Annotated in this window: 15 protein-coding genes; 8 read left to right on the top strand and 7 right to left on the bottom strand. The window is 49.7% G+C overall.

What is annotated here, in order from left to right; translation table 11 throughout:
- Window positions 1-217 precede the first annotated feature (217 nt).
- Complete coding sequence (locus KHX94_RS06905) at window positions 218-1,150, top strand: type 2 periplasmic-binding domain-containing protein (RefSeq protein WP_213682872.1); 933 nt, start codon at window positions 218-220, stop codon at window positions 1,148-1,150.
- A 46-nt stretch (window positions 1,151-1,196) separates the two neighbouring features.
- Here the strand turns inward: KHX94_RS06905 and KHX94_RS06900 are convergent, their stop codons facing one another.
- From KHX94_RS06900 to rstA, 3 genes are read right to left on the bottom strand one after another with little or no spacing between them, the layout of a single operon-like run.
- Window positions 1,197-1,457 (bottom strand): hypothetical protein, encoded by a 261-nt coding sequence (locus KHX94_RS06900; protein ID WP_213682871.1) that lies wholly within the window; start codon window positions 1,455-1,457, stop codon window positions 1,197-1,199.
- A gap of 48 nt (window positions 1,458-1,505) precedes the next feature.
- Entirely contained in the window at window positions 1,506-2,831 is a 1,326-nt protein-coding gene (gene rstB, locus KHX94_RS06895; RefSeq protein ID WP_213682870.1) for a two-component system sensor histidine kinase RstB, read from the bottom strand.
- Window positions 2,832-2,833: 2 nt separating this feature from the next.
- The gene (gene rstA, locus KHX94_RS06890) at window positions 2,834-3,535 is read right to left on the bottom strand and encodes a two-component system response regulator RstA (protein WP_213682869.1); all 702 of its coding nucleotides are present in this window, start codon (window positions 3,533-3,535) and stop codon (window positions 2,834-2,836) included.
- 213 nt (window positions 3,536-3,748) lie between these two features.
- On the opposite strand from rstA, the gene KHX94_RS06885 reads away from it, so the two are divergent.
- The 3 genes from KHX94_RS06885 to KHX94_RS21775 all read left to right on the top strand — a co-directional run bounded on the left by KHX94_RS06885 (window position 3,749) and on the right by KHX94_RS21775 (window position 5,692).
- The gene (locus KHX94_RS06885; protein ID WP_213682868.1) at window positions 3,749-4,192 is read left to right on the top strand and encodes an energy transducer TonB; all 444 of its coding nucleotides are present in this window, start codon (window positions 3,749-3,751) and stop codon (window positions 4,190-4,192) included.
- Between the two features lie 265 nt (window positions 4,193-4,457).
- A complete protein-coding gene (locus KHX94_RS21780; protein WP_280529633.1) occupies window positions 4,458-5,027 on the top strand; it encodes an MFS transporter in 570 nt (189 codons plus the stop codon).
- 8 nt (window positions 5,028-5,035) lie between these two features.
- Entirely contained in the window at window positions 5,036-5,692 is a 657-nt protein-coding gene (locus KHX94_RS21775) for an MFS transporter (RefSeq protein WP_280529650.1), read from the top strand.
- Window positions 5,693-5,753: 61 nt separating this feature from the next.
- On the opposite strand, the gene KHX94_RS06875 is transcribed toward KHX94_RS21775, so the two are convergent.
- The 3 genes from KHX94_RS06875 to KHX94_RS21050 are packed head-to-tail and all read right to left on the bottom strand — an operon-like array spanning window position 5,754 to window position 8,141.
- Window positions 5,754-6,482, bottom strand: coding sequence for a LytR/AlgR family response regulator transcription factor (locus KHX94_RS06875; protein ID WP_213682867.1), 729 nt, complete (start codon window positions 6,480-6,482; stop codon window positions 5,754-5,756).
- Between the two features lie 7 nt (window positions 6,483-6,489).
- Window positions 6,490-7,578, bottom strand: a complete 1,089-nt coding sequence (locus KHX94_RS06870; RefSeq protein WP_280529632.1) for a sensor histidine kinase — start codon at window positions 7,576-7,578, stop codon at window positions 6,490-6,492.
- 29 nt (window positions 7,579-7,607) lie between these two features.
- Window positions 7,608-8,141: a LytS/YhcK type 5TM receptor domain-containing protein gene (locus KHX94_RS21050; protein ID WP_280529631.1), complete on the bottom strand. Its 534-nt coding sequence runs from the start codon at window positions 8,139-8,141 to the stop codon at window positions 7,608-7,610.
- Window positions 8,142-8,304: 163 nt separating this feature from the next.
- On the opposite strand from KHX94_RS21050, the gene KHX94_RS06865 reads away from it, so the two are divergent.
- Window positions 8,305-9,021, top strand: a complete 717-nt coding sequence (locus tag KHX94_RS06865; protein WP_342345814.1) for a MarC family protein — start codon at window positions 8,305-8,307, stop codon at window positions 9,019-9,021.
- Here KHX94_RS06865 and KHX94_RS06860 read toward each other — a convergent pair.
- On the bottom strand, window positions 9,018-9,842 hold the full coding sequence (locus tag KHX94_RS06860) for an SDR family oxidoreductase (protein WP_213682866.1): 825 nt from the start codon (window positions 9,840-9,842) through the stop codon (window positions 9,018-9,020). The two genes, KHX94_RS06865 and KHX94_RS06860, sit on opposite strands and share 4 nt — an antisense overlap.
- A 204-nt stretch (window positions 9,843-10,046) precedes the next feature.
- On the opposite strand from KHX94_RS06860, the gene KHX94_RS06855 reads away from it, so the two are divergent.
- From KHX94_RS06855 to KHX94_RS21045, 3 genes are all read left to right on the top strand, one after another.
- A complete protein-coding gene (locus KHX94_RS06855; protein WP_213682865.1) occupies window positions 10,047-11,156 on the top strand; it encodes a glycerol dehydrogenase in 1,110 nt (369 codons plus the stop codon).
- A gap of 134 nt (window positions 11,157-11,290) precedes the next feature.
- Window positions 11,291-12,133 carry a lyase family protein gene (locus tag KHX94_RS06850; protein ID WP_280529630.1) on the top strand — a complete coding sequence of 281 codons (843 nt, stop codon included), beginning with the start codon at window positions 11,291-11,293 and terminating at the stop codon, window positions 12,131-12,133.
- 17 nt (window positions 12,134-12,150) lie between these two features.
- Complete coding sequence (locus KHX94_RS21045) at window positions 12,151-12,723, top strand: lyase family protein (RefSeq protein ID WP_280529629.1); 573 nt, start codon at window positions 12,151-12,153, stop codon at window positions 12,721-12,723.
- Window positions 12,724-12,725: the final 2 nt, after the last annotated feature.

The raw sequence follows: 12,725 nt of genomic DNA, 5'->3' as shown, positions 1-12,725 counted from the left end.
GGCAATTACAGCGCTGTCCTGCTGTTAATAGCTTTTCCCCATATATCACGCGGTTATCTGTCTGCTGTCGCGGGTTTAGCTAAACAGTGGAAAATTACCGTTCACCGATGCTGATATCTGTGTGGTGTTGAAACCGCTGCTGATATAATAACGCTATTCAAAACAGCTAATTAAAGCTTACACTGGACAGTATTATCAGCATTTGGGTAAGGCGGCTATGTATCTCAATCTGACACACCAGACGGCTCACGATAGATGGTGGGTCTGCTTGTGGTTGGTATTGCTGGTGCCGCTAGCAACTTGGGCAATGCCTGTTATGGCATTAACGCCAACCGTGTTTTATTACCAAGGCGCCGAAGACGAGTCAGATGGCCGGAACGCCTACGTCAAAGCCGTATTGCAGCTGGCGCTGGAAAAAACTGAGGATGAATATGGCCCGTTTACCATGTTGGAAGCGGGTGGCTACCTGAATAAAGCCCGGCTGCTGCGTGAATTGCAGCAAGGTCACTTCAACAATCTGTTTGTGCGAGCCTCTGTCACCAATGAAATGTTAGCGAACTTTGCCGTGGTGGAATTTCCGCTGGCGCGTGGTATGGCAGGATATCGGGTGGCCTTTATCCGTGCCGAAGGCGCAGAGCTCCAACGTTTCTGCCAGTTGGATAAAAGCGCACTGCAACAGCTGAGTATTGTGCAAGGGATTGGTTGGCTGGATAGCCAGATCTTGCAGGCCAATGGATTCAAGGTGCAGCAAGTTAGCCATTACCAGAATATGTTTAGCATGCTGCGAGCAAAACGTGCGGATCTGTTTTTTCGGGCAATCAATGAGATTGATATCGAGCAACAACAAGTCGCTCACGATTACGGCATGTTACAGGTAGAACCTTGCTTGGCCTTGTATTATCCGTTGCCGCGATTTTTCATCACAGACAAAAACAATACCAAAAATGCCGAGCGCGTATACCGTGGTTTGGTGCGAGCATATGCGGATGGCAGCTTTATTCGCTTATGGCAGCATTACTTTGACGCGTCTATCAAGCGTTTGCAGCAACGGCGCATTATTCCGCTAAACAATCCGTTCATTGACCAGTTGGACCCACAGTATCAGCGCTACAATGTCAATATTGAGCTGCCGCAGTCATCGGCTAAATAGACGACAAAGCCCCGCAATGCGGGGCTTTAGCTGTGAGGCTGTAAGACTATTCAGCAGTTTTGGCAGCTTGAGGCTGAGCTTCAGTTGCTGGGGCTTTTTTAACTGATTTTTTTGCCTGTTTTTTAACTACTTTCTTTTCAGCTTTCTTGTGGTGCTGTTTTTTTACCTGTTTAACCTGTGGTTTATTGCTCTGTTGTGCGGCAGCTTGTGGTGCAGCCTGGCTGCTGCTAGTGGGTTCAGCCGCCATTACAGTGGCAGTATTCAGGGCAAAAACGGCCGCAATGGCCAGTGGCAGCATTTTGTTCATGATTCAGACCTCAAATAAACGGAGCCCAATGCTCCTTTGCTAGTGATATTAGGCGGCTGGCGCTTGTGGGTCTGTGTTGTGCTGGTAACGGTTTGTATCCAAATGTACAGGCAACTGTAAGCAAAAAAGTGCGCCTTGGTCACTGGGTTGTAGGCTGATTTCGCCACCGTGCAAGTGCGCGATACTGCGGACGATTGCCAGCCCGAGCCCAATACCACCAGTGCGTCGGTCACGGCTTTCATCAAGTCTGACAAACGGCTCAAAGATACGTTGGGCTTCTTGGTTTGCGACTCCGGGACCATCGTCTTGTACCGACAAACAGATCCCTTGTTTGCTCTGTGTCAGACGGATCTGCACCACACTGTTGCCGTGGCGCACGGCATTACCGACCAGATTGTCCATCGCCCGCGCTAACAGCCTTAAATCGCCACGCCAATATAGCGGAACGGCTGGGCAATGCAGTGTAATCCGGTGGGCCGCGCCTTGCGCTTGCCAGTCCGGCAGGTGTTCTCTGGCCCATTGCCCCAGTTCCACATCGCTTAGTTGTAGCGGTAATTCCGGTTGATTGAGGCGGCTATAGGTCAACATCTCTTCAATCAGGAACTCCAGCGCTTCGATATCCTGTTCCAGTGCGGCGCTGTCGGCAGCTCTAGGGGCCGGTTCCAGTAACGCCAATCGATAACGTAAGCGCACCAGTGGTGTGCGCAGCTCATGGGCTATGGCATCGGTCAGTTGTTTGCGCCCACTGATAAGTTCCTGTAATCGCTGTGCCATCTGGTCAAAGGTCGCGCCCAAGGTTGCCAGGCTGCTGCTGTTGTCGAGGGCGGCTCTGGCATCGAGTTCGCCATTGCCCAGGCTTTTGGCCGCTGCTTCTAACTGCTGCATATCGCGCCAGTGTGGCCGCATCCACAACAGAATGGGCACCGCCAGCGATAACCCCAGCAAGACAATAAAACCCAACACCAGCCAGTGCTGTTCATGCCGGAAAGATAGATAAGGCACTGGGCCGATGATCAATACCCTATTACTGTCGGGGATGCGTTGCCGAAAGGTGGCGTCATCTTCGACAATCACAATATTGCCGGCTTGTAGAAAGGCAATATCTTCCCGCGCTAGCGGCTGGGTATCTAAGGGCGCTGTGTGTAATGCCAAATGTAGCCGTTGGCTGAAATCGTTAATTTTGGCGGGCCACTGTGGCTGTGGCATGGTGGCTAATTCCTGAGTAAAACGGTCAAGAAAGTCCTGAACCAATCCTTCCAAATAACGGTTCTCGGTACGTTCGGCAGTGAATTGATAAATTCCTCCCATCAACAGTGCCGCTATCAGGAAACAGCCAAACACTAACAGATAGAACTGGGTGAACAGATGACGCATGTTTATGACCACTCATCAGCGACTAACAGGTAGCCCTTGTTGCGAATGGTTTTGATGCGGGTGGGCAGTTCTGCGTTGTCTCCTAACTTCTGCCGCAGTCTGGAGATTGCCACATCCATGCTGCGATCCATGCCATCGTACGCTCGTCCTTTGAGTTGCTTGAACAGTGTTTCACGACTGAGAATTTGGCCGCTGTGACTTGCCAATTGCCATAACAGTTCAAAATCGCTGGTGGATAACGCTACCGCTTGCTCCTGTAATCGGACAGTACGACTGTTGTAGTCAATGAACAAGGTGCCTAATTGCAGCCGTTGTGCAGTTTTTGGCCGGGGCGGTGTAGCACTCGCGAGCTGCCGCAGTTGCACTCGCAAGCGCGCAACCAGCACGTTAGGTGGGGTGGTCTTGAGAATGTAATCGTTGGCACCAAGTTCCAGTGCCAACACCTGATTCATGTCACTGTCGAGCGAGGTCAGCATCACGATTGGCCCATGGAAGCTTTGGCGAAGTTCGCGGCACAGCGACAGGCCGTCCATGCCAGGCAACATAATATCCAGCAACACCAGATCGGGTTTTTCTATGTCGACTCGTTGCAACGCCATATCACCGCGAGGTTCTAACAGTACTTGCATATCATGCCGAGCCAACCAGCCACTGATTAACTGGCCAATGTCCGGCTCATCCTCTACCAATAAAATGCGATACATATCATCTCCCGCTTGGTGCTGCACCAGCATAGCTCAGCCGTAGCGGAAGAGAATGGGGCACCATAAATATTTCTAATCACACCAGCTAAATAAATGCGAATATATTAATTAACTATTTATATTAGAAGAGATTTATAGTAGGTTTTAATCGCGATAATCGGGAGGCAAGGCTGCCTTTCTTTTAAGTTTCTCGGGCATAGCCAAGGAGTTTTTATGAAATCAGTTTTAATATTGTGTGCATTCGTGTTTGCTATTAGCGGTTGTCAATCTACCTCATCTAAACCCAAAGTCAGTACCACTCAGTATGTTGACTTGACACAAGCATCATCTCAGGAGATGGTGCACTATTGGGTGCCTTCACACCGCGAAGAACCGCAATATCCGATTGATAAGGCGAAAGAGTTTGAGGCGGGATGTGTGAAGCTGCTGGTGGCAATTAATGCTGATGGAAAAGCCGAAAACTACAAAATATTGAAATCTTATCCTCAGGGCATATTTGATCTTGCCTCAGTCGCAGCAATCGCCAAGTGGCGTTGGACTGCTGCCAGTAGCAATCCGCAGCACCAGGCAGTGTTGACGACAATTGAACTATCTTATAAGACAACGGATTCCCGCAATCTTGAACAATGGCAGCAACAGTGTGGTACCGTTGGATAATGGAGCCTGGGCAGGCGATGACTGCCCGATTTAACCACTTTTATTACCATTTTAGTTTTTCCTCTTTCCTCATCATTGATCATTAGTTGCAAATTTAAGCAATTGCTTAACTGCACTTCATGCCGCTAATTTGCATTTCATTCCGGCCTGCGGGCGACTCATTTTATCTTTGGCTGCGGTTATTGTGGTGGCGGAGGAGAAGGCGTTTATTGAACTCATCAACAGTAAATTTCAGCGGATAACGTCCGGTTGCGAGGTGCATGTTATGAGCGTCAATCAAACCATTACCCTGGAAAACTATGCTGGTCAGCAGCAACAACTGGTGTCAGCCAACCGTATTAGAGTGCTGACATTAATTGGTACTATCATCGCCCAGTTTGCGCTGGGTTCGGTATATACCTGGAGCCTGTTTAATGCGGGGCTGGCAGATAAGCTCAATGTGCCGGTAGACAATGTTGCTTTCTCCTTTGGTATTCTCAGTTTGTCACTGGCGCTGGCATCATCCATTTCCGGAAAGATGCAGGAGCGTTTTGGCGTTACCAAGGTGACCATAGCTGCCGGTCTGATGATGGGTGCTGGCCTGCTGCTTACCGCATATAGCAGTAGTGTCGCCATGCTATATCTGTGTGCCGGCTTGTTGCTGGGTTTTGCTGACGGTACTGGATATTTACTGACGCTCTCAAATTGTGTGCGTTGGTTCCCAGAGCGTAAAGGCACCATCTCCGCCTTATCTATCGGGGCTTATGGCTTGGGGAGTCTCGGCTTCAAATACATCAATTTATCGTTACTGGAACACGCGGGACTGAATCACACTTTCCTGTACTGGGGGCGATAGCCACTGTGATGGTTGTGTTTGGTGGCTTGTTAATGACGGATGCGCCCAAACAGGCGGTGGGTAGTCAGCGGCAGGCAAATGATTTTACTTTGGCAGAAGCCATGGCGCGGCCACAGTTTTGGATGTTGGCGCTGATTTTCTTCACTGTCTGTATGAGTGGTTTATATGTCATTGGGGTTGCCAAAGATATTGGCGAACAATACGCCGCATTAAGTTTCTCGATTGCCGCTAATGCGGTGGCGGTGATTGCCATGGCCAATCTCGGCGGGCGCTTGGTACTAGGTGTGCTGTCAGACCGGATGCCACGTGTACGGGTCGTCTCCTTGGCACTGTTAGCGAGTATTGTCGGCATGGCAATTTTGCTGTTCACCCAAATGACGATGCTGAATTTCTATCTGGCGCTGGGGTGTATCGCCTTCAGTTTCGGCGGCACTATCACTGTTTATCCATCTTTGGTCAGTGATTTCTTCGGCTTGAATAATCTCACTAAAAATTACGGGGTTATCTATTTGGGTTTTGGTATTGGCAGTTTGTGTGGCTCTATGGTGGCCGCTTTGTTAGGCAGTTTTAGTGCCACCTTCGGGGTTATTTTCGGCCTGTTGGCGTTATCGCTGTTGCTGTCACTGCTGGTTAAGGCACCAACCCGTGGCGTTCAGTTGGCATAAGCGTGCTTTTTATGAAAGGCACCACTCTTGGCCCCATATTGGATGGGGCTTTTTTTGCATCTTATAGTTGCATCAGTTCGCGAAATTCCCGGAGCCGACTACGGCTGACGGGCAGTTGCTGTTCGCTCCCCTGCAGTTTGACCAGATAAGTACTGTTATACCAAGGAGTGATTTCCTGTACTTTGGTTAGGTTGAGGCAGTAAGAGCGGTGGCAACGAAAAAACTGCGTGGGTGGTAATTTTTCAATAAACTCACTGATGGTCATCGGCACCATGAATTCATCGTCAGTGGTGAATACTTTGGTTTGTTTCTCTGCGGCTTCCACGTACAAGATGGCACTGACATCGGTAACACAGATGCGCTCGCCTTTGTACAGGTTTACCGTATTGCTGCGGTTTGCTGGGGGCGACACCGGCGGCGCGGTTGCTGCTTCGGTGCTGGCTTCCAGTTTTTGCAGTACCCCTTGAATGCGGCTTTCGTTGAACGGCTTAAGAATATAATCAAACGCTTCAATCTCGAACGCTTCCGCCGCAAAGTCTTTATGTGCCGTGGTAAACACAATGAAGGGTTTCTTGGCAAACTGGTGAATATTACGAGCCAGCAGCATGCCGTCAATCGACGGGACATTGATATCGAGAAAGGCGACATCCACCTGTTGCTGTTGCAGATATTTAAAGGCGTCCAACCCATCTTCAAAGGTTGCTACCACGTCTAACCGACTGTGTTTTTGGATGATATACAGCAGTTCTTCCATGGCCAGCGGTTCGTCTTCTACAATAATTGCTTTCATGTTGATGTCACTGTTGTGCGTTGATACTAAAAGAAACTTCGGTGCCGGGTTCGCAGCGGCGGATGCTCAGTCCCTGGCCGTACAGCAGCTTAACCCGCTCATGCACATTCATCAGGCCAATATGGTCGCTCGGCACTTTATCGTGATACAGCCCATCGATAATGGCTTCATCAATGCCGCTGCCGGTATCGCGTACACTGACCATAACCTGATTGCCGTGCTGTTTGACGGCAATGGTCACTTCGCCATTACCGCGCACGGGCTGAATACCGTGCAAAATGGCATTTTCCACCAGTGGTTGTAGTAACAGTCCTGGAATTTTCAGGTGCACATCGTCTACATCAAAAATCACGGTCAGTTTCTTGCCAAAGCGGGCTTTTTCAATGGCGACATAATCACGAACCTGCTCCAGCTCTTCCTGAATATCGATCAGTGCTTCGTTACGTTTGAGGTTATAACGCAGAAAATCTGCCAGATTAGAGATCAATTGCCGGGCCTCATCGGGACGCAGACGGATTAACGAAGAAATGGCATTGAGACTGTTGAACAGAAAGTGTGGATTAATCTTGTTTTGCAAGGCAGAAAACTCGGCCTTAGCCGCCATCTGCTTGAGTTGATCACTGCGGGCGGCTTCTATTTGTGTCGAAATCACATGCGACAAGCCAATCGCCATCTCTTTCAGTGAGTCGGTGATGCGTCCTTCGTGGCAGTAATAGATTTTAAGCGTGCCAGTAACCTTATTGTTTTCGATTAATGGCACAATCATCAGTGAGTGAAAATCGGCATAATCAATGCCGTTATTGATGATGAGCTTCCCTGAATCTACCGCCTTGCGGGTGACGCTGCTCATGCCGTGATAATGTTGCCAGTAATCGGCTTCGGCATGGCCCACGTAAGCGAGTACATTGTCGGTATCGGTAATGGCCACCGCATCGGCGTTGATGTGTTCACGAATGATGTTGCAGACGTTGCGCAGGCCACTGCGGTTGTTTTCACGAAAATAGGGCAGGGTGCGGTTGGCAATATCGAGCGCCAGTTTGGCATGCTGCCCGGCGATGCGTTCTTTCTCATCATCCAGATTCTGCACTAACTGCACGATAAGTCCGATGCAGATGGTGCCGAAGATCATCGGGAAGGCGATGACACTGACAATGTTCCAACCCAGTTGTGCTTGGGGGCTAGGGTGACAATCAGCAGCATGGTTAAGCCTTCACACAACATGCCACCAATAATGCCCCACAACCATAGCCGCTCCCGTTTACAGCGAAAATACATCCAGGTGGACAGCACGCCCGCCGTGATGCTAGTGATCAGGCAGGGAATCGAGGTTGGGCCGTTGATATCAATCAGATAACGATGAATGCCAGAGATAATTCCGGCTGGGATCCCCACCGCTGGCCCAAACAGTAAGCCACCCGACATGATCGCAATAATGCGCACGTTAACTAGCGAGCCTTCAACATGGATGCCCGTGTAGGTACTGAATACCGCAAAACAGATGAATAACAGCGATATCAGTGCCAGTTCTCCGGGATGGCGATCTTTTTTCTGGAAAATTTGCTGAAAACGCTGGCTTCTGGTGAGCAGAAATAGCGCCATTAGCATGAGCGCCGCTCGTTCCAGTACCGCCAGTAGCATCATAAACTGCTCGGAATACACCTTGTTCTCCCTCGCACCGATACCGACTATTTCGGATGGTAATTAAGCGCTAGGTTAACATGCACCGACATACAAAAACATGGTTGTTATCCAGGCGTTCTGGTGCGGTGGCGGGCGCTATTGGGAAAAGCTCAGAAGAAGTGACTGATGTCTGGTTTTTCTGGTGACAACTGCTGAAAAGCCGTTGACGGCTTGCTACCATAACGGTTCCGACCGCTATGGATACAAGCCACTGATGGAAGCGTTATTTTTGCATTTTGCTACGGCATTTATGGCCTTTTTCGCCATTATGAATCCCATTGCCAATACTCCGGTGTTTCTCGGTCTCACCGAAGGCATGAGCTCGCAGCATCGGGTCGATATTGCGCGGCGGGCGGTGATCCAAGCGTTTATCATAGTGTTGGCATTTGCCGTGGCTGGCAAAATGATTTTCGGGTTGTTCGGCCTGAATATGGATGCTTTTAGAATTACTGGCGGTTGCCTGGTATTCCTGATTGGTATCAACATGTTGCAGGGTAAACATTCACGTATGCACCATCCCCACAGTTTGGATGCCTCACTGGCCAGTGATAACAGTGACGATGATCCGGCAACATTCCCGCTGGCAATGCCGATGTTGGCCGGGCCTGGCACTATCACCACCGCGATGAACTTGTCTGCAGACGGCGGTTTGGGCAACATTAGTTTTATTATCCTCGCCTTTGCGCTGTTGTGTGTGATCACTTACTTAGTGTTTATTTTTGGCGAGCGCTTCATCCGCTACATTGGCCGCTCAGCCATGGGGGTGATTACCCGGCTGATGGGGTTAATTGTGGCGGTGATTGGTACTGGTATGGTGATTGCTGGCATCAAAAATGCCTTCGCTCTGGGCGGCAGTTAATCGGGATCGCTGCGGCCGTGAAAGGTATCCATGGTGTGGTAAATCCCCAGCCATTCCCCAACTACTTTGTCAAACCAGCGTTGCGGTAATAGCCCTTGCAACAGGGGTAACAGATACAGCAAACGAGGCATTTTCAGCGTGCTTTTGTCCTGTTTCACTGCGGCGACAATGCGTTTGGCAACCTTATCGGGTTTGAGTATCGGGAGTATCCGCGATTGTACTCCAGCAAACATGCCGGTGTTGATGTAATAAGGCATCACGGTGGTGACCTTTACTCCCGTAGATTGCTGCGCCATTTCCAGCCTGAGCGAATCAGACCAACCCACGGCAGCCCATTTACTGGCGCAATAGACAGACATGTTTGGATTTGCCACCAATCCTGCGGCGGACGCGATATTAACGATATGACCTAAGCCATTGGCACACATATCAGGAAGTAACGCCAGACATAGTCGCATGGGGGCAATGGTGTTGACGGCCATGGTGCGGTCAATATCTGCGATGGAATGTTCACTGAACGTTTTACCCACAATAATGCCTGCATTATTGACCAGAATATCAACCCCGATCCCGGCAACACGCATCTGCTGTAGCGCTTCGTGCATCTGTGCGGACTGACAAATATCTACCTGCCAGCCGCAGATCCGTTCTTGCCCAAAATGGTGTTGTAGCGAACTGATGGCTTGTTGCAACAAAGCGGCATTAATATCCCATAAGACCACCTTGGCTACGCCTTCTTTGGCAAAATATTGGGCCATTAACAGCCCGATTCCTGAGGCTCCGCCGGTGATCAGCACTGTCCGTTGTCTGAGATCGGTCATCGTTTGCTCCATCCATTCCTAGAAATTGAGATTAATGCTAGCTGAGACAAATGGTTAACGCTAATACATTGCAACTTGGCAAGTTGTATTGCCATATTTTTTTAAGTGTATTTGCTGTGAAATTAAGCTGTAGTTAATTTATCGGAGTATGATGTGTGTCACAAAATTAAGGGACGCAATTTACTAGAGAGTTTTGGAGGAGTTATGACAATTACACCACGCACAGTAACCTCACCTAAAAAATTTATCATAGGTAAAGGCTTGCTGGGGCAGATGCAGGACTATGTGAAGGATTTCGGTGATAACGCATTTATCATCAGCGATGAATTCATTCTGGATCGAGTGCAAGATGAAGCGGTCAGCAGCTTGAGCAGTGCTGGCATCAAATCCGCAGTAGAAAAATTCAATTACGAATGCAGCGACGCAGAGATTAAACGTCTGGGGGCTTTAGCCGAACAGCAACACGCTAATGTGATTGTGGGTGTCGGTGGTGGTAAAACGCTCGACTCTGCTAAATCCGTTGCTTACTACCATAAATTGCCTGTAGTGCTGTATCCAACAATCGCTTCTACCGATGCCCCTTGTACCGCCTTGGCGGTGATCTACACAGAATCTGGCGAGTTTGAACGTTACCTGTTCCTGCCGCAAAACCCAGATGCGGTGATCGCAGATACCTCAATCCTGTGTGCCGCCCCAGCGCGCTTCTTCGCCGCGGGTATTGGTGATGCTTTAGCCACTTACTTTGAAGCGCGTACATGTTATGCCGCTGACGGCGTTAACTTGGTTCTGAAAAAGCCTTCCCGTACTGGTTTGGGCTTAGCTGAACTGTGTTACAAGTTGCTGCGTGAAAACGTTGCCGCAGCCATGGATGCCGTTAAAAACAAGATAGTGACCCCAGCGCTGGAACAGACCATAGAAGCCACCATCTATCTGAGTGGTGTTGGTGCCGAAGCCGGTGGCTTGGCATGTGCACATGCCGTCAATAACGGTATGTCCGCAGTACCTGACCTGCATCGTGCGCAGCATGGTGAAAAAGTGGTGTTCGGGTTGCTGACACAGTTGGTTCTGGAAAATGCCCCCAAGGCTGAAGTTGATGAAGTTATCCGTATCATCAAGACTGCCGGTTTGCCATTGACTTTGGCTGATATGGGCTTAAAGAACTTTGTTGAAGCTGAGTGGCGCAATGTTGCCAAAATCGCCTGTGCTGAAGGTGACACCATGGGCAATATGACCATGGAACTGACCGAAGACGATGTCTATCAAGCGATGATTGCCGCTAACGCTATGGCAGAACGTTACAAAGCACAAGCCTAATATTGGCTGTTATTGTTACCCTAAAAATCCCCGTTTTATACGGGGATTTTTATTGCTATAGCGTTCCAATGGTTGGCGCAACAGCGAGGCTAGCATAGAGTTAGACATATCTATAATGAAAATGGGATGTCGTTATGGCTCATCACAAACTTCAACTAGGCGCAGATGTTTCCCAGCGCGAAGAAAGTGACAGTATGGGGGCCGTACAGGTGCCCGCAGACTGTTACTGGGGCGCCCAAACTCAGCGCAGTAGCGAAAATTTCCGCATCGGTGGCAGTCAGCGGTTTAGTTTTACCCCAACGTTTATCCGGGCTTATGCCATTCTGAAAAAGAGTGCCGCGCTTGCCAATTTACAGCTAGGGCTTCTGGATAAGCGTGTGGCGCAGGCGATTGTGACGGCTGCCGATGACGTGATTGCCGGACAACTCCAAGATAATTTTCCATTAGTTGTGTGGCAAACGGGCAGCGGCACTCAGACCAATATGAATCTCAACGAGGTGCTGGCGGGACGTGCCAATGAACTGCTGACAGGCAAACGCGGTGGTAAAACGCCCGTGCATCCCAACGATCATGTTAATAAAGGCCAGAGCAGTAACGATACTTTCCCTACCGCGATGCATCTGGCCGCGAGTGAGGCGCTGGTACAGCAATTGCTGCCTACACTCGATCACATCATTACTGAGTTGCAGCACAAGGCGGTTGAGTGGCAGGCGCTGATTAAAATTGGTCGGACGCATCTGCAAGATGCAACCCCTTTGACCTTAGGGCAGGAATTCAGTGCCTTTGCGGCGCAGTTTCAGTGTGCTAGGAGCGGCTTGAAACAGGCTCTGAACGGGGTTTTAGCCTTGCCGATTGGCGGCACTGCGGTGGGCACCGGACTTAACAGTCACAAAGCTTTTCCGACATTAGTCGTGCAATATGTCTCCGATGAATTGGCACAGCCATTTCGCGAAATGGATAACAAGTTTTTGGGTTAGCCGCTCATGAGCCGCTGTTGCAGTTATCGGGAGCCTTGAAAACCACTGCCGTTGCTGCGATTAAGTTAGCCAATGACATTCGGTTACTGGGCAGTGGCCCGCGCTGTGGCTTAAATGAGTTGTTGCTGCCTTCCAATGAACCCGGTTCCAGTATTATGCCGGGCAAGGTCAACCCGACCCAATGTGAGGCGCTGTCGATGGTGGGCTGTCAGGTCATCGGCAATGATGCCGCGATAACGGCTGGAGCCATGCAGGGACATTTACAGTTAAACGTGTTTAAACCACTGATCATTCACAATATCTTGCAAAGTATTCAATTGCTTAGTGATGCACTTGCGAGTTTTAACGAGCATTGTTTACAGGGGCTGGCAGTTAATCATGCACAACTGCAACATAACCTCGAACATAGCCTGATGCTGGTTACTGCGTTGAATCCGGTGATTGGTTACGATAAGGCCGCTCAGGTAGCGAAGAAAGCGCTGCATGACAATATCAGCTTGCAATTGGCCGCAGAACAGCTGGGATTTTTAAGCAAAGAAGCGTTTAATCAGGCGGTTAGACCGGAGCAGATGCTGGCACCTAAAGACTGAAC

It is taken from the genome of Shewanella dokdonensis, from assembly GCF_018394335.1.
Lineage (GTDB): Bacteria > Pseudomonadota > Gammaproteobacteria > Enterobacterales > Shewanellaceae > Shewanella > Shewanella dokdonensis.
This window is presented reverse-complemented; position numbering and strand designations above follow the sequence as displayed.

Excerpts from the sequence above, each read along its gene's own strand:
- KHX94_RS06855 (WP_213682865.1), top strand. The coding sequence starts at position 10,047 with ATGACAATTACACCACGCACAGTAACCTCACCTAAAAAATTTATCATA.
- KHX94_RS06905 (WP_213682872.1), top strand. The coding sequence starts at position 218 with ATGTATCTCAATCTGACACACCAGACGGCTCACGATAGATGGTGGGTC.
- rstA (WP_213682869.1), bottom strand. The coding sequence starts at position 3,535 with ATGTATCGCATTTTATTGGTAGAGGATGAGCCGGACATTGGCCAGTTA.
- KHX94_RS06860 (WP_213682866.1), bottom strand. The coding sequence starts at position 9,842 with ATGACCGATCTCAGACAACGGACAGTGCTGATCACCGGCGGAGCCTCA.
- KHX94_RS06900 (WP_213682871.1), bottom strand. The coding sequence starts at position 1,457 with ATGAACAAAATGCTGCCACTGGCCATTGCGGCCGTTTTTGCCCTGAAT.
- KHX94_RS06850 (WP_280529630.1), top strand. The coding sequence starts at position 11,291 with ATGGCTCATCACAAACTTCAACTAGGCGCAGATGTTTCCCAGCGCGAA.
- KHX94_RS06885 (WP_213682868.1), top strand. The coding sequence starts at position 3,749 with ATGAAATCAGTTTTAATATTGTGTGCATTCGTGTTTGCTATTAGCGGT.
- rstB (WP_213682870.1), bottom strand. The coding sequence starts at position 2,831 with ATGCGTCATCTGTTCACCCAGTTCTATCTGTTAGTGTTTGGCTGTTTC.
- KHX94_RS21775 (WP_280529650.1), top strand. The coding sequence starts at position 5,036 with ATGGTTGTGTTTGGTGGCTTGTTAATGACGGATGCGCCCAAACAGGCG.
- KHX94_RS21780 (WP_280529633.1), top strand. The coding sequence starts at position 4,458 with ATGAGCGTCAATCAAACCATTACCCTGGAAAACTATGCTGGTCAGCAG.
- KHX94_RS06875 (WP_213682867.1), bottom strand. The coding sequence starts at position 6,482 with ATGAAAGCAATTATTGTAGAAGACGAACCGCTGGCCATGGAAGAACTG.